The 19923-nt window shown below is 36.0% G+C and carries 15 protein-coding genes and 2 pseudogenes; 9 read left to right on the forward strand and 8 right to left on the reverse strand.

What is annotated here, in order from left to right:
• Positions 1 to 89: 89 nt before the first annotated feature.
• Positions 90 to 1619, reverse strand: a complete 1530-nt coding sequence (gene guaA, locus A3SG_RS0108545) for a glutamine-hydrolyzing GMP synthase (RefSeq protein ID WP_016989618.1) — start codon at positions 1617 to 1619, stop codon at positions 90 to 92.
• A gap of 333 nt (positions 1620 to 1952) precedes the next feature.
• Here guaA and A3SG_RS0108550 point away from each other — a divergent pair, with 333 nt between their 5' ends.
• Positions 1953 to 2480, forward strand: a complete 528-nt coding sequence (locus A3SG_RS0108550) for a hypothetical protein (RefSeq protein WP_016989619.1) — start codon at positions 1953 to 1955, stop codon at positions 2478 to 2480.
• 17 nt (positions 2481 to 2497) lie between these two features.
• Here A3SG_RS0108550 and A3SG_RS0108555 read toward each other — a convergent pair whose 3' ends face one another.
• Together A3SG_RS0108555 and A3SG_RS0108560 are read right to left on the reverse strand one after the other, a co-directional pair.
• Positions 2498 to 3199 (reverse strand): hypothetical protein, encoded by a 702-nt coding sequence (locus tag A3SG_RS0108555; protein ID WP_035663632.1) that lies wholly within the window; start codon positions 3197 to 3199, stop codon positions 2498 to 2500.
• Between the two features lie 172 nt (positions 3200 to 3371).
• Positions 3372 to 3968: a hypothetical protein gene (locus A3SG_RS0108560; RefSeq protein ID WP_016989621.1), complete on the reverse strand. Its 597-nt coding sequence runs from the start codon at positions 3966 to 3968 to the stop codon at positions 3372 to 3374.
• 260 nt (positions 3969 to 4228) lie between these two features.
• On the opposite strand from A3SG_RS0108560, the gene A3SG_RS0108565 reads away from it, so the two are divergent.
• The 6 genes from A3SG_RS0108565 (at position 4229) to A3SG_RS0108590 (ending at position 10115) form a co-directional block, all read left to right on the forward strand.
• Entirely contained in the window at positions 4229 to 4639 is a 411-nt protein-coding gene (locus A3SG_RS0108565; protein WP_016989622.1) for a RidA family protein, read from the forward strand.
• Positions 4640 to 4683: 44 nt separating this feature from the next.
• Positions 4684 to 5940, forward strand: a complete 1257-nt coding sequence (locus A3SG_RS0108570; RefSeq protein WP_016989623.1) for a voltage-gated chloride channel family protein — start codon at positions 4684 to 4686, stop codon at positions 5938 to 5940.
• 68 nt (positions 5941 to 6008) lie between these two features.
• Positions 6009 to 7016 (forward strand): DHH family phosphoesterase, encoded by a 1008-nt coding sequence (locus A3SG_RS0108575; protein ID WP_016989624.1) that lies wholly within the window; start codon positions 6009 to 6011, stop codon positions 7014 to 7016.
• A 6-nt stretch (positions 7017 to 7022) separates the two neighbouring features.
• Complete coding sequence (gene gldI, locus A3SG_RS0108580) at positions 7023 to 7715, forward strand: gliding motility-associated peptidyl-prolyl isomerase GldI (RefSeq protein ID WP_016989625.1); 693 nt, start codon at positions 7023 to 7025, stop codon at positions 7713 to 7715.
• A gap of 19 nt (positions 7716 to 7734) precedes the next feature.
• Positions 7735 to 8859: a peptidylprolyl isomerase gene (locus A3SG_RS0108585; RefSeq protein WP_016989626.1), complete on the forward strand. Its 1125-nt coding sequence runs from the start codon at positions 7735 to 7737 to the stop codon at positions 8857 to 8859.
• A gap of 41 nt (positions 8860 to 8900) precedes the next feature.
• The gene (locus tag A3SG_RS0108590; RefSeq protein ID WP_029596690.1) at positions 8901 to 10115 is read left to right on the forward strand and encodes a peptidylprolyl isomerase; all 1215 of its coding nucleotides are present in this window, start codon (positions 8901 to 8903) and stop codon (positions 10113 to 10115) included.
• A gap of 86 nt (positions 10116 to 10201) precedes the next feature.
• Here A3SG_RS0108590 and A3SG_RS0108595 read toward each other — a convergent pair whose 3' ends face one another.
• Positions 10202 to 10642, reverse strand: coding sequence for a hypothetical protein (locus A3SG_RS0108595; RefSeq protein ID WP_016989628.1), 441 nt, complete (start codon positions 10640 to 10642; stop codon positions 10202 to 10204).
• 440 nt (positions 10643 to 11082) lie between these two features.
• On the opposite strand from A3SG_RS0108595, the gene A3SG_RS0108600 reads away from it, so the two are divergent.
• The gene (locus tag A3SG_RS0108600; RefSeq protein ID WP_016989629.1) at positions 11083 to 12972 is read left to right on the forward strand and encodes a heavy metal translocating P-type ATPase; all 1890 of its coding nucleotides are present in this window, start codon (positions 11083 to 11085) and stop codon (positions 12970 to 12972) included.
• A 675-nt stretch (positions 12973 to 13647) separates the two neighbouring features.
• Here the strand turns inward: A3SG_RS0108600 and A3SG_RS19455 are convergent.
• From A3SG_RS19455 to A3SG_RS0108625, 4 genes and pseudogenes are all read right to left on the reverse strand, one after another.
• Positions 13648 to 14256: pseudogene (locus A3SG_RS19455) on the reverse strand (GNAT family N-acetyltransferase).
• A 223-nt stretch (positions 14257 to 14479) separates the two neighbouring features.
• Entirely contained in the window at positions 14480 to 14836 is a 357-nt protein-coding gene (locus A3SG_RS0108615; RefSeq protein ID WP_016989632.1) for a hypothetical protein, read from the reverse strand.
• A gap of 105 nt (positions 14837 to 14941) precedes the next feature.
• Positions 14942 to 16120: an AIR synthase related protein gene (locus tag A3SG_RS0108620; protein WP_016989633.1), complete on the reverse strand. Its 1179-nt coding sequence runs from the start codon at positions 16118 to 16120 to the stop codon at positions 14942 to 14944.
• Positions 16121 to 16306: 186 nt separating this feature from the next.
• A complete protein-coding gene (locus A3SG_RS0108625) occupies positions 16307 to 18496 on the reverse strand; it encodes a glutamine synthetase III (protein ID WP_016989634.1) in 2190 nt (729 codons plus the stop codon).
• A gap of 291 nt (positions 18497 to 18787) precedes the next feature.
• Between A3SG_RS0108625 and A3SG_RS19460 the strand changes: the two are divergent.
• Positions 18788 to 19748 (forward strand): annotated as a pseudogene (locus tag A3SG_RS19460) (TerC/Alx family metal homeostasis membrane protein).
• Positions 19749 to 19923 lie beyond the last annotated feature (175 nt).

The raw sequence follows: 19923 nt of genomic DNA on the forward strand, positions 1-19923 counted from the left end.
TACCAAATTTTGATTAAAAAAAATTAGTACCGCTTATATAACGAATATTAAAAACAATTATTCTATGATGGAATAAAAGAAATCAAGCCCTATTCCCATTCAATTGTTGCAGGCGGTTTTGAACTAATGTCATACACCACTCTATTAACTCCTTTTACTTTGTTGATGATATCATTCGACACTTTCATTAAGAAATCGTATGGCAAATGTACCCAGTCTGCAGTCATACCATCGGTAGATTCTACGGCACGCAGCGCAACTACTTTTTCATAAGTACGTTCATCACCCATCACCCCTACACTATTTACAGGAAGAAGGATTGCTCCGGCTTGCCATACTTTATCGTATAATCCCCAAGATTTCAATCCATCGATAAAAATAGCATCTACATCTTGCAAAATACTAACTTTCTCTGGCGTGATATCCCCTAAGATTCTAATAGACAATCCAGGCCCTGGAAAAGGATGTCTTCCCAATAATTCAGGGTCAATTCCCAAAGAAGCCCCTACTCTACGTACTTCATCTTTAAAAAGCATACGAAGCGGCTCCACAATTTTCAATTTCATATAATCAGGCAAACCACCTACATTATGATGTGATTTTATTGTGGCTGAAGGTCCTTTCACAGAAACTGATTCGATGACATCAGGGTATATGGTTCCTTGTGCCAACCATTTTACACCTTCAATTAAATGCGATTCATCATCAAAAACTTCGATAAATACTCTACCAATAATTTTTCGTTTGGTTTCAGGATCACTTACTCCGGCAAGTTCTGACAAGAAACGATCTCCTGCATCTACGCCTTTAACGTTTAGACCCATTCCCTTATATTGATCTAATACACTTTGGTATTCGTTTTTACGAAGCAAACCGTTATTTACAAAGATACAGTACAAATTTTCACCAATAGCTTGATGTAATAAAACAGCGGCTACAGTAGAATCTACTCCGCCAGACAGTCCCAGAACAACTTTATCATCTTGCACTTTCTCCTTCAGTTCAGCAACCATATCAGCCACGAAAGCATTTGGAGTAAAGTTTTGAGGAACCTCCGCAATTTTTACTAAGAAATTCTCGAGCATTTTTGATCCGTCGGTAGAATGAAAAACTTCTGGATGGTACTGAATAGCATAGGTTGTTTCACCCTCGATTTTGTAAGCTGCAAATTCAACATCGTTTGTACTAGCCAGCTTCACGCCATTTGTAGGCATGGACTTTACACTGTCGCTATGACTCATCCAAACTTGACTATTCTCAGAAACACCTTCAAAGAAAACTTCATTCTCTCTTATATAAGATAAATTAGCTCTACCATATTCTCTCGTATTTGAAGCCGCTACTTCCCCACCACTAAAATGAGCTAAGTATTGTGCTCCATAACATATGGCAAGCATAGGTAATTTGCCTCTAATTTGGGATAAATCTGGATGCGGCGCGTCTTCTCCTCTAACAGAAAAGGGACTACCTCCAAGAATTACGGCTTTATAACTGGATAAATCACTCGGGAAATGATTGTATGGAAAAATTTCGCAGAATATATTTAATTCGCGAACTCTGCGCGCAATAAGCTGTGTGTATTGCGATCCAAAATCTAAAATAAGTACGTTGTGTTGCATGCACAAAAATACTTTTTATATTCGGGATTGAAAAATTGAATTTTGAAAAAATGTAATTTATTTTTCCTCTACGTCCACTAAATGTAAAAATATACAAAGCGACATGATACCAGACTTTAAATACACATTACGCTATTTTTCTATAAGATCAGAAATTACTGTATAATTAAGCGTAACTTAATCCAAAAGAAAATAATTTAATTGCATAATAATCAATTACTTAAAAAAATAAATGAGAATTAAAAAATCTAAGAACATATAGAAGCCAGTTTAATAATGTATCAATGACACTTAATTAATTACTTTTACAAAACATTAATTAAAAAAAATATTTTGAAGAAATATATTTACACAACCATAGCTACTTTGGGTCTTTTTATCGTTTCTTGTAGTGTTGTGGACCAGTTACTGACATTTACAATTTCAAATCAGACTACTTTTAAAATTCCAAGTGGTTTTCCTGTTGGAGTGCCAATCGATTTTGTAACACCAGATATCACTACCAACTCAAGCTCTGAGTTTGAGAATAACAACACAAAAGCTAATTTAGTAAAAGACGTCAGATTAAAAGATTTGACAGTAACAATAACGGACCCTGCTAACAAAACTTTCAGCTTTTTGAAATCAATACGTCTCTATATTTCAACAGATGCAAACGACGAAATTGAATTAGCTTATAAAGACGATATAAACTCTACTTCAAACACTTTAACACTTTTACCTACTGACGCGAAACTGGATAAATATATTAAAGCTCCTTCCTTTAAATTACGCACCGAAGCTGTAACTAAAGAAGCTATAAGTCAAGATATTACCGTAAAAGCAGATATGAAGTTCAGAGTCACAGCTGATCCTTTTTAGTTCGAATAAAGCAAAACTTATTCTTTAATAAATGTAAATTTAGATTTGACTCCGGTGTCAAAATTATTCCACAAGTCAGACAACAACAAATTCCCTTCGGAGTCATACACATAAAATGCGCCTGTGTTTCCTCCAAGCGCACCGCGATTTAATGCCTCTAACTCTAAATAATTAAGTCCTTCTAGAAGTTCTATTTTAATGTCTTTAAAATTAGAGTCTAAGTATAAATTATTTGCTAAAACTGTACCCTTATAGTTATGTATAATTGTAGCTTTTATTAAATCCCCATCAATTGCACCATAGTCTCTTACTCGAATCATCAAAGATTTGGACTTCGTGCGTATGATTCCGAAATCTAAATCTTTTGCATTTAAATACGATGTATCCTCTTTGAGTCGATTACTGACTAATGATTTTTCAATACTCTTATTCATCTTGTCCCTCACTTCATCACCTGGATTAATAAAATCATTGGTTTTAATCATAGAGATAGGATCAGGATCGCCAATTTTAAAATTAGTACTCTGAAATTTGACTTCCGGCTTTTTTAAAATGTTAGGAGCTACGATATCTGGTGGTGCAACCGGTGCAGGAATTGCTTTTCTAGTTTTAATGCCCGTATACAAAGGAGGTATTGCTTTAAACTTAGAACTAAACTCCATTTGAGAATAGCCGTTTACTGCAAAACACATCATAATTAACAATAATACCTGTTTCATATTATACCCCTTTGTTTTTAAATACTCTAAATATTATTTTGCGACAAATATACCGTGCTTTCTATTTAGAAAACAAAACATCAAACGAACATTAAAAAAAAATTTAACCTTATTTAATTAAAAACCATTTTATATTGCAGTTTCAAACCGTCTTCTTTATGACAAAATACTTTTATTGCTTATCTACAATTATGGTAGCCTTGTACCCTGTTCCTATATTCCATTGACTGGATGAAATCATCTTTCCTTTATCATCATAGACTTCAAATTCTGCCGTATTAGGTGCGGCAAAACCTTCATTTAAAGCTTCGAAATCAATTCTATTAGCCCCTTTTTCCAAATTTATTTCAAATCCCTTAAAGTCTCCATCCAATACCACCTCATACTCTATGACCTTATAATTTACATAAATTCTTATTTTATCCCCATCAACATAGGCTCCATCGCGATACCTTACATTTGCACTTTTAGAGCAAGTTTTAAAAACACCTAAGTCCTGGTTTTTTTTATAAACTTCTGACGCAACGATCACATCATTTTTAGGCACTTTAAAATTGTTTTCCGGTATGGGATCAGCAACATAAGGCTTCACTTCGGATGGCCCCGGTATCCGTGGAATTACTGCTTTAATTTTCAAAGGCATAGTTTTAGGGGGAACTGCTTTAAAATTATCGTCAAATTTATCCTGAGAATAACTGTTTGACATCATTCCAAATATCAAAAGAAAAAAGAAAATTCGCTTCATGCCACTTATATATTTATTGATCATTTGTGCCGTTTTATTAAAAATAGAAACCCAATATTAAAACAACATAATAATGGAGTACTTTAACTTTATCTTATAACTTTAAATTTAAATAAATAGTATATTTCCCAGCATCAAATATGCTAAAACCACTCTATCAAAATAGAACTTTTCTAGCGAAAACCATTGTTTTTTATTTCATTAATATTATAAATTGCAAAAAATATACCAAACTTTAGAACAAAATAACATTCCTTTATAAATAAAATAAAAAACGAGTCACAATGAAAAGAGAAAACATATTAATGGGTTCGCCTTGGGAAGATAAAATGGGCTATTGTCGTGCTGTGCGTATTGGCAATATCATCGAAGTTTCAGGAACAGTGGCGCTTGTGGATGGAGAAAAAGTAAAAGCTGACGATGCTTATTCTCAAACATTTAATATTCTTGAGAGAGTGGAAAAAGTACTCGAAAATTTGAACGCAAGCATGAAAGATGTTATTCGTACCCGTATTTTCACTACCGATATCAATTCCTTTGATGACGTCGCTAAAGCACATGCCTCATTTTTTAAAGATATAAAACCTACTACCGGTTTCTATGAAATCAGTAAATTAGTAGCTCCTGAATATATAGTGGAGATTGAATTTACAGCTGTACTTCCTGAAAAACAAAATATTTCGAAAGGATTGTAATACTTTAGCCAAAAATCGCTTGGGTAATTCCACTATTGAAACGAATGAATTCAAAAAAATTAAAAAAAATTATAGTAAGCATCCCAAAATGGCTCTTCATTTGTGTCTTGATAGGCCTTTTATCTGGTTCGGCCTCCGCCTTTTTATTAATAGCCTTAGAATGGGCAGCACAATACAGAGGTCATAATAACTGGATCATTTGGCTTTTGCCAATTGGAGGATTGCTTATTGGGTTAGGATATCATTATTACGGAAAAGAAGCTGTAAAGGGGAATAATTTATTGCTGGAAGAATACGAAACTCCACAAAAGACGATTCCTTTAAAAATGGCTCCTTTAGTCCTTATAGGCACAATAATCACGCATTTATTTGGCGGATCAGCCGGTCGTGAAGGAACTGCGGTGCAGATGGGCGGTGCAATCGCTGATCAATTTACCGGCGTTTTCAAACTCGCTAATTCAGAAAGAAAAACACTAATCATTTTAGGAATCAGTGCCGGATTTGCTTCCGTTTTTGGGACTCCTTTAGCAGGGGCTTTATTTGCGTTAGAGGTACTCTATTTTAGTAAAATCAGTTACAAAAGCATTGTTTTATCCTTTCTAGTTGCCTTTATCGCGTACTACACAGTAGAGTTATGGCAAGTACAACACACCCACTATGCCATTACTATCGTGCCTACCTTAACTTTAAAATTACTGCTTTGGATTATTCCTATTAGTATTTTGTTTGGTTTAGCAGCGATGCTTTTTTCCAGAAGTACCCATTACTGGGGTACTTTATTTTCGAAAACAATACCATATCCTCCACTGCGTCCCTTTGTGGGAGGTATTATATTTGCATCCGCTATGTATTTCATCGGAACCACAAAATACCTGGGCTTAGGAGTTCCTATTATTGTCGAATCCTTTTCTAATCCAAGTGAATATTATGACTTTTTACTTAAAATATTATTCACCGGATTTACTTTAGGTGCCGGATTTAAGGGAGGTGAAGTCACCCCATTGTTTTTTATTGGTGCCACATTAGGAAGCGCTTTATCCCTTTTTGTCCCATTACCTATTGGGCTGTTAGCAGGAATGGGGTTTGTAGCAGTTTTTTCAGGAGCCACTCATACACCCATAACCTGCACGGTTATGGGAATGGAACTCTTTGGAATGGAAAGCGGATTATTTATCGGAATTGCCTGTTTTATTGCTTATTTAGCATCGGGTTCAGTAGGTATTTATCACTCACAAATCATAAAAGGAGCTAAGTATCATTTATATCAAAAATTTAAAAGAAGAAAATTAGACCACTTTTGATCTAAAAAACAACGTTAATTTTTCAAATGATTTCAACATTACATTAAAAAAATGTAAATTCGCATACTATGAAAATACAAGACATTCAAGCGATACAGTTGTTATTGGCAACACCAAAAAAAATTGCAATCATTCCACATAAAGGTCCTGACGGAGATGCTATGGGGTCCACCTTGGGATTATATCACTTTTTACTAAAAAACAATCATGAACCTATCGTGATTGCACCAAATGAATTTCCAGATTTTCTGGCTTGGCTTCCAGGCTCAGAGAATGTTAAAATATTCGAAAAAGAAAAAGAAAACTGCACCGCAATACTGGAGAGCGCCGATCTTATTTTTACGTTGGATTTCAATGCTTTACATCGTGTAGGCGGAGGAATGGAGGCTGTTTTAGCTGAGATGAAAGCGCCATTTATCATGATTGACCACCATCAAAAACCAGATGATTATGCCGCATACACCTATTCGGACACCTCTTTTGGGTCCACTTGCGAAATGTTATATAACTTCATTACTTTTCTTAGTAAAAAAGAAGACATCGACAAGACAATCGCAACCTGTATTTATACTGGGATTCTAACTGATTCCGGTTCCTTTCGATTCCCGGGAACCACCGGAAACACGCATAGGATTGTTGCCGAATTAATTGATTTAGGTGTTGAAAACACTAAAATACCCACTTTGCTTTTTGAAAATAGTTCGTACAGCCGATTGCAACTATTGGGCAGAGCCCTTCAAAACTTAAAAGTAATCCCAGAACATCAAACGACCTATACTACGTTAACTCAAGATGAATTGAATACTTTTGATTATGTAAGAGGGGATACTGAAGGTATCGTAAACTATGGTTTAAGCATCAAAGGAATTGTATTTACAGCTATTTTTATCGAAAATAAAGACGAAAAAATAATTAAAATATCCTTTCGTTCACAAGGTGACTTTGATGTCAACCTCTTTGCACGAGATCATTTTCACGGTGGAGGACATCGCAATGCAGCTGGTGGAAAATCAGAAGTATCGATGGAAGAAACAATACGCAAATTTGAGAATTTAGTAACAAAACTAACGATATAACACATCATGAAATTTAGTTCTATTATTGCAATTGCCCTATTTATATCACTTATTTTTTCCGGCTGCAAACAGCATCAGGAAGCCCGAAGACCTATTTCACAAACTTCAGGAAGTTTCATGAAAAAATCAGTGGAAAGAAATAAAAAATTAGTGGCTGTAGAGGAAGATCAGATTAAAAAACTGATGCAAAGTAATCCAGAAGTAGATTATATGGCTTCTTCAAAAGGCTATTGGTATTCCTATGAAAGTGAAAATGAAGTAGACACCTTGACTCCAAAAAAAGGAGATGTAGTATTCTTTGACTATGAAATAAAAGACCTTAGCGGCGCTATCATCTACTCCGAATTAGAGTTAAGACCGCAAATCTATTATGTTGACAAACAAAACATCATGATGGGATTAAGAGACGGTATCAAACTAATGCATAAAAATGAAAAAGTGAATTTTCTTTTTCCTTCGCACATCGGGTTTGGTTATCATGGTGACAACAAAAGAATTGGCCACAACCAACCCTTGATTTGCACCGTTACATTGCGTGATTTTATGTCGGAAGCCAACTATAACAAACAAATAGAAACAAAATCAACTCCTGCTTTAACAGCCGTGAAGAAAGTAATGCCAGACTCTACCCCGCAAGTGCCAACTCCGATAAAAAAACCAAATCCAACCCCAATACAAGCAAAAGACACTTTAAAATAGTAATCTAACCACTATCGTTATGAAAAAAAGCATCCTATTCGTGTTACTCGCAATTGCTACATTGTATTCCTGCAATGAGGAACATAGCGATCTCCCAGATGGTTTATTTGCAAAAATAGCAACTAATAAAGGAGACATTATTGTCGATTTAGACTACAAAAAAGCACCTATCACAGTCGCCAACTTTGTTACTTTGGCCGAAGGTAAAAATGATTTTGTCACTAATGACAACTTAAAAGGACGTCCTTTTTATGATGGATTAAGATTCCACAGAGTTATCCAAGATTTCATGATACAAACAGGAGACCCGCTAGGTACAGGTTCCGGTGATGCCGGATATAAATTCAAAGATGAAATTACTGACATGCGTTTTGATGAAGCTGGCGTTTTGGCCATGGCAAATAATGGTCCAGCAACAAACAGCAGTCAATTCTTCATTACACATGTTGCAACCCCATGGTTAAACGGTAAACATACTATTTTTGGCCATGTAGTTGGTAAAGGAATGGATATCGTAAACCTAGTTCAGCAAAACGACTATGTTAATAAAGTTACGATTATCCGTAAAGGAGAAGCAGCAAAAAAGTTTAATGCAGTAAAAACTTTCTACGATTATTTCTCCGTAGAATCTGAAAATCAAAAGCAAAAACTGGCTATTGAAGCGCAAAGCAAAAAGAAGTACGACGAGAAATATAAAGACGTCCGTGAAGACAAGGTGAAATATTTTAATGCCTTAGAGAGAAAAGCAACAAAAACATCTACCGGACTTTCATATGTTATCACTACGAAGGCAGGTGGCAAAAAACCAGCAAAAGGAGCAGCGTTATCGATTCATTATGCAGGTTTTCTGGAAGACGGTCATCTTTTTGACACAAGTATAGAAAATGTAGCTCAAACTTATGGAAAATTTGATCCCACCAGAGCAGCTCAAAATGGATACCAGCCCATTCCTTTTCAGGCTGGAAAAAAAGATGGCATGATTCCTGGTTTCATTGAAGGATTAGAAAAGTTATCTTATGGTGATAAGGCAATTTTATTTATACCCTCTCACTTAGCATATGGTGCTGGTGGTGCGGGAGATGTAATTCCTCCCAATACGAATATTGTGTTCGAAATAGAATTGTTAGAAGCAACACCTCAATAATCAAATAGCCCTATATAAATAAGTCCTTAAATAAATATAAAATGAAACTTAAACTTTTATTTTTAGTATGTAGCGCAATGCTCAGTGTGCAATGTCAAACCACAAAAAAAGCAGTTCTTGATAAGAACATAGCCACAGCGTCTAAACCTTCTTTAATGACGCCGGTTGTCGAAGGTCTTTTTGTCACTTTTACCACAACTAAAGGCGATGTAACCGCCCAATTAGAGTATGTGAAAACGCCCGTTACCGTTGCTAATTTTATTGCCCTAGCTGAAGGAAAGAATAATTTTGTAACTGACGATAAACTGAAAGCGAAACCTTTTTTTGATGGTTTAAAATTTCATCGTGTGATCCCTAACTTCATGATTCAAGGAGGTGATCCTTCAGGAACTGGCTCTGCCGGTACTGGCTATGCTTTCAAAGATGAATTTACTGATCTAAAGTTTGACCAAGCCGGTATTTTAGCTATGGCAAACTCTGGTCCCGCTACTAATTCAAGTCAATTTTTTATAACTCATAAAGATACGCCATGGCTAAACGGAAAGCATACGATTTTTGGGCATGTAACGGAAGGTATGGATGTCGTTAATGCTATCACTCAAGACGATGTGATTAAAAAAGTAACTATTACACGAAAAGGTACTTTGGCAAAAAAATTTGATGCTCCAAAAGTATTCTCTGATTATCTTCTAAATAAAGCGGCAGATGCTAAGAAACAAGCATTGATTGATGCCGAAAATAAAGCGAAGGAAGCAGCAGCAGCAGCAGAAAGCAAGAAAGCCGCTGTGGAGAAATATGCGCCAGTAATTGCTTCAAAAAAAGCCTATTTCGCTACTTTAAAAGCTACTGCAACTACAACTCCTTCTGGATTGACTTACAAAATAGTCCAAAAAGGAACAGGCATAAAACCGGTTGACGGCAGCACCTTTTATTTTCACTACGCTGGTTATTTTGAAGATGGAAGCTTATTTGACAGCAGCTATGCGGACGTAAATAAAACCTATGGTAAATATGATGAAAATAGAGCCGCACAAAACGGATACCAGGCTTTTCCTTTTCAAGCAGGAAAAAAAGACGGTATGATTCCTGGGTTTTTGGAAGGATTGAGTCTGATGTCTTATGGAGATAAAGTGGTGTTATTCATTCCTTCTAATTTAGCTTATGGAGAACGAGGCGCTGGTGGAGTTATACCGCCAAATGCAACCCTGATTTTTGAAATGGAGATGCTCGAAACACAAACAGGTCTCAAAAAATAAACAAAGCGTTTTAACGTGACTTTATAATAGAAACCCGATACATTAAGAAATGTATCGGGTTTCTATTTATACGAGTTCTTCAACTACTATTTACTCTTAAACTTCCAGTCGAATTCGTCTTTTTGATTTATAATTGCACCAATTTCTACTTTTACCACCTCTTCAAATTCTGTTTGAAAGATAATCCAATTGTCTTCGTTAAAATAGTTTTCGAATGTATCGAATTCTTCCTGAGTAAAATTAACCACCCCTTTTGTAGCCAATTCTTTTTTGACTTCGCTGATTTTTCTATTGATCACTTTATTTCCGAATAACTCCAAATTTGTATTGGAAGCCACCATATATCCCAGTTTAAAGTCTTCCTCTTTGTAGAATGTCAAACGGATTTTAAGTACATTATAAGCAAAAATAACGTTGTCATCTTCGTCCTTGTAGTTTCTATCTGGCTTACCGTATATTGTGGTAACATCCTTTTGTTTCATCCCGAAAATGAGTTTATCAATTCCGTTCTTTAAGTTTACTTTCATCTAATTATCTTTTGTGACAAAGTTCGCAAAGTTTTTGGCAATGTGACCTATAATTTTTATTTTATAAGTCAAAACCAAATTCAAAACTACTTTGAAAGCTTATGACGAATTACAAGGTTCCTTCATCCTAGACATGAAAAACCCAGATATATATATTGTGCTGCATACAGATATTACTCAAAAAACCTTTATTTAAAAGAAGTCGGTATCCATAACCGAAACTTCCGATACTGAGAATTGATTATCCCACTGCTAAAAACAAATTTCTGACCAATAGATAAAATTATACATCAACGGACGAAACGTAATTTTTGTTTAACTTAGCCTTAAACAAAACGAATACAACAAACCTCATTTTTAGTAACTGTCAGCATGCTCATAAAACGGTCCATTTGGATCTTAAGGATTACTAAAATTCAGTTAGGACAAACCATCTATTTATGAAACTCCCCATACAAGATAACGAATTCCTTTTTTTGCTTTCTTCCGTAACAATTGTAATCGTTTTAGAAGTTTTATCGATTATTGGTTTACACATTCCACAGCCCTATGCCCCATTTGTTTTCGCAGCTTTTATTATCGGCATTGGCCACGGCGTTTTGCTAAATGGTATAAAAGCAATTTTCAAACTTAAATTTAGCAGTATCAATTTATTGATGACCATTGCCGTTGTTGCTGCTTTTTATTTGGAAGAATACCCGGAAGCAGCTGTTGTTATTGTGCTCTATGTTTTGGGAGAGCGACTGGAAGATATCGGTCTTGAGAACTCAAAATTGGCATTAAACCAATTGGTCAGTATAGCCCCAAAAACTGCTTTTGTCAAATCAGAAAATAAAAATGTTCCCGTCAACGCAATTGCCGTAGGTACAATTATTCAGGTCAAACCCGGGGAAATGATTCCTTTAGACGGAAAAATAATCTCAGGAGAAACTACCGTTGATGAAGCGGCCATTACCGGAGAACCCATCCCAAAAGACAAGCATCAAGGTGCTATTTTATTTGCAGGAACACTCAACAAAGATGGTTTCGTTGAAATGGAAACCACCACCCTTTCCACAGACACCACCTTTGCTAAAATAATTCGCCTGACTTTTGAAGCCGCAGCTTCTAGAAGTGATACACAGAAATTCATTCAGCGGTTTTCACAATTCTATACGCCTATCATAATCGCAATGGCAGTTTTGATTTTTGCCGTACCGGTTTTTATACTGCAACTAGATTTTGATTTATGGCTGAAACAAGCTATTACGCTGTTAGTGATCGCTTGCCCCTGCGCCCTTGTGATCTCCACTCCTGTTGCTATCTATGCTGCGATAGGGAATGCTTCCGCAAAAGGGGCTCTAGTAAAAGGCGGGAAATACATAGAGGCCATGGCTAAGATCAAAGCGATAGCTTTAGACAAAACCAGAACCATCACATATGGAACTCCAATCGTTTCCGATATTTTTCCGCTAAACGGAACCAGCCGTGGAGAACTGCTGGCCTGCACTGCCGGAACCGAATTTTTCTCAGAACATCCCCTGGCGCAAGCCATCGTGACAGCTAGCAGAGCAGAAGGTTTTGAACCGCACAAAGCAGAAAGTTTTAAAAGCATCATGGGAAAAGGGGCCACTGCAAAATGTTTGGTTTGTACGGACAAAACCGTATTTGTAGGCAAGCTTGAATTCATCAGAGAATATCACGAAATAAGCGAAGACGCTGAAAAAATTGTCGAAAAACTAGCTACCGAAGGTAAAACAAGCGTTGTAGTCAGCTTTGGTCAAGGAGTGGATGGTATAATTGGTTTGACTGACGCAATAAAACCCGACAGTGTTACCGCCATAAAGGAACTACAGGCCCTTAATATCGAGTTAATAATGCTAACGGGAGACAGTGAAAAAGCAGCCCATTATGTGGCCAATAGCATCGGTATTAAAAAAGTATATGGAGATTTACTTCCAGAACACAAATCGGAGAAAATGAGCGCCCTTTTAAAAGAATACGGTAGCGTGGCCATGGTTGGTGATGGTATAAACGATGCACCCGCACTGGCATCGAGTACCGTAGGAATTGCAATGGGCGCTGCCGGAAGCGATACGGCAATTGAAACCGCCAATATTGCCCTGATGAACGACAAGCTTTGCCTTATCCCCCTTCTGATTCGCCTCAGCAAAAAAACCTTGCTAAGAATAAAAACAAATACCATAGGAGCCATAGCCGTAAAAATGGTTTTTATTGCATTGGCCTTCATGGGATACGGCAATCTAGTTTTCGCTATTGCCGCAGATGTAGGTGTGACTTTAATTGTCATTTTATTAAGCCTAAACTTGATGCGGTTTGAGAACAAGTAAAGAAAAAATACAGTGCTCAAATTTTAAAACACTTAACGCGTCGAATGACTTTGCGTTTTTAGCGTCATAAAACAAACAAATTACACAAAAATCACCACTCGATTTTTCAGTACTTCAAATTGAAAGTGACTACTTTTCACGAGGTTTCTAATCTAAAAAATATTAGTTTCGAGTTAATAAAGTGGATATAACTCACTAACTTTCATGTTGAAAAGCAACTACACGCCATCTTTGTCAAGCTTCTCAAAATCAAATTAAACTGTTTATTTATAAAAATATCATTTGAAAAAAAGTCTTTCTCGGATTTGCCATAAATGTTCTAGTCGTCATTGCTGCACGGTGGATTTTCATCTCACGTCTTGACAAACAAAGAGACCAGACGATGGGTTCGCTATTAAACTAAATGTCGTTTTCCTTATTTGTATTATCCATTATTTTATTGATCGTTGTTTATTTTATTATCAATTTGCAATTAAACGCTAAAAAAATACACAAGAATCACTATGCGATACCAGACAATAATATAATTGAAGTAGTAGCCCACCAACGAGACATCAGCAAATACAAACAATTAGAGTAAAAATTAAAAAAAAATACAGATAATGAATCAGCTAGAGAAAAGCAGCAAACCGGGACGAAGAAATAGAAGAAATAGACTCTAAAATAAAAATAGTTTTATTCCTTCATAATTGAGATTAGATGTGGCCTAATGCTCTTAAACCACTCCTCCCTGAGGATGCTTAAAATAATAGTATCACGTCGTAAATCGCCATTAGATGTCAATATGTGATTTCGCAGTACTCCCTCTTCCTTGCAACCGATACTTTTCATAGCGGCTATACTTCTCTTATTATTATTATCAGCGCGGAATTCTACACGTTCCATTCCAAGAGTTTCGAACGCAAATTGCAACACTAAAAATTTACAATGTTTATTTAATCCAGTACCACAAAATTGTTTCCCGTACCAAGTAAAACCTAATAGAAGTGTTTTAAATTCAAGGTTGATATCATAAAAACGAGTGCTTCCAGCATATTTACCAGATCGCTTATCGAAAACTATAAAAGGGAATTAGGTTTTAGTATCTCGTGCTGCTAACGCCAATTGAATATAATTGATCAGGTTTTCTTTTCCATTTGCCTGAACTAAGGAATACTCCCAAGTCTCTGGCTCATTGAGAGAAATTTCCAATAAGTGCTCCACATCGCTCTGTTGAAGCGGACGAAGTAGAACTCGTTCATCTTCAAGGATTATATGCTGTGAGAAGTTGAAAGATGCGGCCATTGATTTTCGTGACTATTTAGCGTGCCCAGCGACACTTACAGATTATTTTTTTGTCAGTGCTTTGCCTGTGCGGGTAAAAACCTCGAGTCTCACGTAGGTGAAACCTTAACAAACTATATGCACAACTAAAATTCCTACTTCGCCTGAAACAAACTGCTACAGTACTTTGTGAAAACTGTCTATCAAAACGCAGATTCTGAAATAAAAAATGCAGTTTGTCAATCTATTCACTCATTTCATCGTAGCGCATGGGAACTTGTGGGTCGTAAAGCGGACACTTGTATTCTTCCATAATACTTACTAAAAGATCCATTGTTTTCCCTTCAGTACCATAGCAATCAATCTGTATGCTTTGCGGCGTTGTTAGTACTTGAAATGCACCTACTCCCTTGTTGTTTTTCCAACTGTTTTCATCTACTTTTTCCCATTTTGAAAATACGGAAGCAATTCTATTCAAAATTACTTGAACAGGAAGTTCTTCAAGACCTTCAATTTTTGTCTCTTCATCGAGTGCTTCATACACTTCTTGATGGTTTAGATACACCTCCTCTAAATATTTCCAAAAAATTAATTCGTACATATCATTTTGTTTTTAGCCCTGATGGAAGTGGCATCCTTTTCTTGTCTCGTTAAAAAACGAGACAAGAAAAGATACAACGGACAGCAGGAATAGCTCCTAATTATATTAATATTCGAAAGTTCCGTATTCGCTGGTGATTGTCAATTTTTTATTAGCGGCTGCTTCGACCCTTCCCACGATTTGTGCATCGACGTTGAACGATTTTGAAATAGCAATAATCTCCTGTGCTACTGCTTCGGGAACATACAATTCCATACGGTGTCCACAGTTAAAAACTTGATACATTTCTTTCCAATCTGTTTTAGACTGTTCTTGTATCAACTTAAATAAAGGAGGAACCGGGAACAAATTGTCTTTTATAATATGTAGGTTTTCTACGAAATGCAGGATTTTAGTTTGTGCTCCTCCACTACAATGTACCATACCATGAATATTGGTAGCATCATATTGATCTAAAATTTTCTTAATAATAGGCGCGTAAGTTCTCGTTGGCGAAAGCACTAATTGTCCGGCATCGATAGGAGAATTCTCTACCTGATCAGTCAACTTTACTTGCCCTGAATAAATTAAGTCTTCTGGAACCGCAGCATCGTAACTTTCTGGGTATTTAGTTGCCAAATATTTCCCGAATACATCGTGACGTGCAGAGGTCAATCCATTACTTCCCATTCCGCCATTATAACTTTTTTCATAACTCGCCTGACCAAAAGAAGCCAAACCTACAATCACATCCCCCACTTTGATATTAGCATTGTCAATGACTTTAGAACGTTTCATTCTAGCTGTAACGGTAGAATCCACAATTATAGTACGAACAATATCACCCACATCAGCCGTTTCACCGCCCGTGGAGTGTATGGTTACCCCAAAAGAATCCAACTCTTTGATCAACTCTTCTGTTCCATTGATAATAGCCGAAATTACCTCACCCGAAATCAAATTTTTGTTTCTACCAATAGTGGAAGAAAGTAAAATATTGTCAGTTGCTCCCACACACAATAAATCATCAATATTCATAATTAAAGCATCTTGGGCGATCCCTTTCCACACTGATATATCACCTGTTTCTTTCCAATACATGTACGCCAAAGAAGATTTAGTTCCTGCTCCATCTGCGTGCATAATCAAACAATAATCCTCATCTTGGGTAAGATAATCGGGAATAATTTTGCAAAATGCCTGAGGAAACAATCCTTTATCAATATTTTTTATAGCGTTATGCACATCTTCTTTGGATGCTGAAACACCGCGAAGCGCATATCGTTTGCTAGTATCTGAACTCATGTAGTGTCGTTGTATAAGCTGCTTTTAAGCAACTGGGTTGTGCGGCAAAGATAAATATTTTTTTTGGGTTTAGGTAATTGGGGTGCAAAGTGTTTAATGCAAATATTGAAATTCCCTTTGAATAACTTCAAAAAAAATGCCTATCCAAAACGGACAGGCATTTCTAATATTAAGACTATTTGCTTCCTACTTTGTAAACAATAGTTCTCTGTATTTAGTTAAAGTCCAAAGTTCATTGTCAACCAAAAGCTCCAGTTTATCGCAATGATCACGAATCACCTCAAAATACGGTTTTACATTATCACAGTATGCTTCAGCCATCTCCTGGCCATCAGTCATTACATTCGCTTTCTTTCTTTCGTTCGTCATCTCTAATACTTTAGAGTTGATTCCTTCAATATGCTCAGAAATGTCTTTGATTAAAATGATTTGCTCTTTTGCGATTTTTTCAAAGTCAGCTCCAAAGATGTCTTTCAATCCTTTCACATTCTCAATCAACGTATTTTGGTAACGGATAGCTGTTGGAATCACGTGGTTTGTTGCAATGTCCCCTAATACTCTACCTTCAATTTGAATTTTCTTAGTGTACTCTTCTAATTCAATTTCGTAACGTGCTTCTACCTCAATATGATTCATGATTCCTAGGTCAGAAAACAAATCTAACGCTTGTTTAGATGCTCTTGCTTTCAAAGCGAGCGGTGTCGTTTTGAAGTTACTCAATCCTCTTTTGCCTGCTTCGATTTCCCATGCTTCGCTATATCCATCTCCTTCAAAAAGAATTTTTTTAGAATTTTTGATGTATTCTCTTAATACATTGAAAATAGCATCGTCTTTCTTCATTTCTTTTGTCTCAATCAAAGTATCCACTTCTTTCTTGAAATCCTTCAATTGCTTAGCAACAATCGCATTTAATGTAGTCATTGAATTAGAACAGTTTGAATTAGAACCTACCGCTCTAAACTCAAATTTATTTCCCGTAAAAGCAAATGGTGAAGTTCTATTTCTATCCGTATTGTCCAAAAGAACATCTGGAATTTTACCGACAACATTTAATTTTAAATCTGTTTTTTCTTCCGGAGATAATTTACCCGCCGTTACACCTTCTAATTCAGCTAAAACCTTTGTCAATTGTTCTCCAATAAATACAGAAATAATTGCCGGTGGCGCTTCATTTGCACCTAATCTATGATCATTACCCGCGGTTGCAATAGCACCTCTTAACAAAGATTCATGATCATGTACTGCTTTTATCGTATTGATGAAGAAAGTCAAGAACTGTAAATTGCTCATTGGAGTTTTACTTGGACTTAGCAAGTTAATCCCTGTATCTGTTGCTAAAGACCAGTTATTGTGTTTCCCTGAACCGTTTACTCCTTTAAATGGTTTTTCATGAAATAAGACTTTCAAATCATGACGTTCTGCCACTTTCTCCATAACATCCATCAATAAACAGTTGTGGTCAACCGCTAAGTTTGTTTCTTCGAAAATAGGTGCCAACTCAAATTGATTTGGAGCTACTTCATTATGACGTGTTTTAACTGGTATTCCAAGTAACATACATTCTTGCTCAAGATCTCTCATGTAAGTAAGCGCACGCGTAGGAATTGAACCAAAATAATGATCGTCTAATTGCTGCCCTTTTGCAGAAGTATGCCCTAACAAAGTTCTTCCAGTCATCATAAGATCTGGACGAGAAAGTGCTAAGGATCTATCTATCAAGAAATATTCTTGCTCCCATCCAAGGGTAGCAGTAACTTTCTTTACGTTTTTATCAAAATATTTACAAACATCCGTAGCTGCTTCATCCATGACCTGTAAGGCGCGCAACAAAGGTGTTTTATAATCTAAGGCTTCTCCTGTGTACGAGATAAAAACCGTTGGGATACATAAAGTGGTCCCCCAAATGAACGCTGGAGATGTAGGATCCCAAGCCGTATATCCTCTTGCTTCAAAAGTGTTTCTAATTCCTCCGTTGGGGAAACTAGAGGCATCCGGTTCTTGTTGCACTAATTGTGCCCCTCCAAATTTTTCTACTGGATCGCTACCGTCATATGAAGTTTCAAAGAAAGCATCATGTTTTTCAGCAGTAGCCCCTGTCAAAGGTTGAAACCAATGCGTATAATGAGTCACTCCTTTAGACAGAGCCCATTCTTTCATACCCATTGCAATATAATCTGCTAATTTTCTGTCTATTTTAGTTCCATGCTCGACTGCACCTTTGACTCCTTTAAAAGCATCTGAAGTTAAATATTGCTTCATTGCTTTATCATTAAACACATTTGAACCGAAAAGAGCTGATTTTCTACCGGTTTCTTCAAATTTAATTGGCTTTCTTGTTGATGCTTCTCTCAAAGCTTGGAAACGTATTGTTGACATAAAATTATATTTAATGAATTAAACCCCTATTATTGAGGTACAAATATAATTCAAATAATGTTTTTATAAAATTTTACCTCTATTTTTTTAGGGTAAAACCAATTAATTTATGTTTTTCTTAAAAATATCCTGTTTTACTGACAACCTATTAATTTTCATCTCCTATATTTTCAAATTGACATTTCAGTTAAATTAGAATACATTATTTACCCTAAAACCTAACTTTAGTAGAATAACTTTCGAAGTTCGCAATCAAAAAGTATCTTTGTACATCTAAAAACAACTCGATTTATGATTGTCTGGATTTCTTTCTTTGTTATCGTTTTTATAATTCTCGCACTGGATTTGGGAGTCTTTAACAAAACGCCCCACATTATTAGCTCTAAAGAGGCTACTAAGTGGACCGTTATTTGGGTGACCATTTCTTTTCTCTTTTCGGGAGTTGTTTATTGGATATATGCGAACAACTATATTTCTAACCCGGACGGACTGAAACCTATTGGTGCGTCGATAAAATTCATTACCGGATATTTAATAGAATTATCGTTAAGTGTTGATAACATTTTTGTGATTGCAATCATCTTTTCGGCTTTTAAGATCCCACAAAAATACCAACATAGGGTTTTATTCTGGGGTATACTTGGCGCCATATTTTTTAGGGGTATTGATGATCTTTTTTGGCGTAATGCTAATCAATAAATTCTACTGGGCTACCTATCTTTTTGGCTTCTTCCTGATTTTTACCGCAATGAAAATGCTTTTTACAAGCGGAGAAGAAACATTTGAACCTAAAAAATCATTTGTGTATAAGGGACTGAAAAGGTTAGTTCCCATTTCAAATCATATCGATAAAGAACATTTTTTCGTAAAAAGACGCCACATTATTGCTGCCACTCCCTTATTTGTGGCTTTAGTAGTCATTGAAGTAATGGATGTGGTATTTGCTATAGACAGCGTTCCCGCCATCCTGGCTATCACGAGCGATCCATTTTTAGTTCTTAGCTCTAATATTTTTGCCATATTGGGCTTGCGATCTATGTATTTCTTTTTGGCAAATATGCTTGAAAAATTCAGCTATTTAGAATTTAGCCTTATTGCCATCTTAAGCTTTGTGGGCCTTAAAATGTTGCTCCATGAATTTATCGAAATTCCGGAGTGGGCTTCCTTGGTCTTTATTGCCTTTTCCCTTTTAGCGGGAATTGTAGTTTCCTTACGAATGAGTAAACTGAAAGGTGAGAAAGAAACTAAATAGACCACTATGAAATTAAAGTACATGATATTGGTTTAGCAAATTAAAAATCTACACTGCTACAAATTGCCGCAGAATACGCAGATTAAATCCTTATGATGTTTTTAATTTGTGATCAATAAAACTACTTAGCCTATGAGAGCATCGCTTCCAAAGGAAATTATTTGAGATTAAAGCA

This window comes from Flavobacterium sp. ACAM 123 (assembly GCF_000264055.1).
Classification (GTDB): domain Bacteria; phylum Bacteroidota; class Bacteroidia; order Flavobacteriales; family Flavobacteriaceae; genus Flavobacterium.

What these genes read in the sequence shown, in the direction of transcription:
- A3SG_RS0108620 (WP_016989633.1), bottom strand. Translation starts at nt 16,120, where the DNA reads ATGAGTTCAGATACTAGCAAACGATATGCGCTTCGCGGTGTTTCAGCA.
- A3SG_RS0108565 (WP_016989622.1), top strand. Translation starts at nt 4,229, where the DNA reads ATGAAAAGAGAAAACATATTAATGGGTTCGCCTTGGGAAGATAAAATG.
- A3SG_RS0108585 (WP_016989626.1), top strand. Translation starts at nt 7,735, where the DNA reads ATGAAAAAAAGCATCCTATTCGTGTTACTCGCAATTGCTACATTGTAT.
- A3SG_RS0108615 (WP_016989632.1), bottom strand. Translation starts at nt 14,836, where the DNA reads ATGTACGAATTAATTTTTTGGAAATATTTAGAGGAGGTGTATCTAAAC.
- A3SG_RS0108590 (WP_029596690.1), top strand. Translation starts at nt 8,901, where the DNA reads ATGAAACTTAAACTTTTATTTTTAGTATGTAGCGCAATGCTCAGTGTG.
- guaA (WP_016989618.1), bottom strand. Translation starts at nt 1,619, where the DNA reads ATGCAACACAACGTACTTATTTTAGATTTTGGATCGCAATACACACAG.
- A3SG_RS0108560 (WP_016989621.1), bottom strand. Translation starts at nt 3,968, where the DNA reads ATGATCAATAAATATATAAGTGGCATGAAGCGAATTTTCTTTTTTCTT.
- A3SG_RS0108570 (WP_016989623.1), top strand. Translation starts at nt 4,684, where the DNA reads ATGAATTCAAAAAAATTAAAAAAAATTATAGTAAGCATCCCAAAATGG.
- A3SG_RS0108595 (WP_016989628.1), bottom strand. Translation starts at nt 10,642, where the DNA reads ATGAAAGTAAACTTAAAGAACGGAATTGATAAACTCATTTTCGGGATG.
- A3SG_RS0108625 (WP_016989634.1), bottom strand. Translation starts at nt 18,496, where the DNA reads ATGTCAACAATACGTTTCCAAGCTTTGAGAGAAGCATCAACAAGAAAG.
- A3SG_RS0108555 (WP_035663632.1), bottom strand. Translation starts at nt 3,199, where the DNA reads ATGAAACAGGTATTATTGTTAATTATGATGTGTTTTGCAGTAAACGGC.
- gldI (WP_016989625.1), top strand. Translation starts at nt 7,023, where the DNA reads ATGAAATTTAGTTCTATTATTGCAATTGCCCTATTTATATCACTTATT.
- A3SG_RS0108600 (WP_016989629.1), top strand. Translation starts at nt 11,083, where the DNA reads ATGAAACTCCCCATACAAGATAACGAATTCCTTTTTTTGCTTTCTTCC.
- A3SG_RS0108575 (WP_016989624.1), top strand. Translation starts at nt 6,009, where the DNA reads ATGAAAATACAAGACATTCAAGCGATACAGTTGTTATTGGCAACACCA.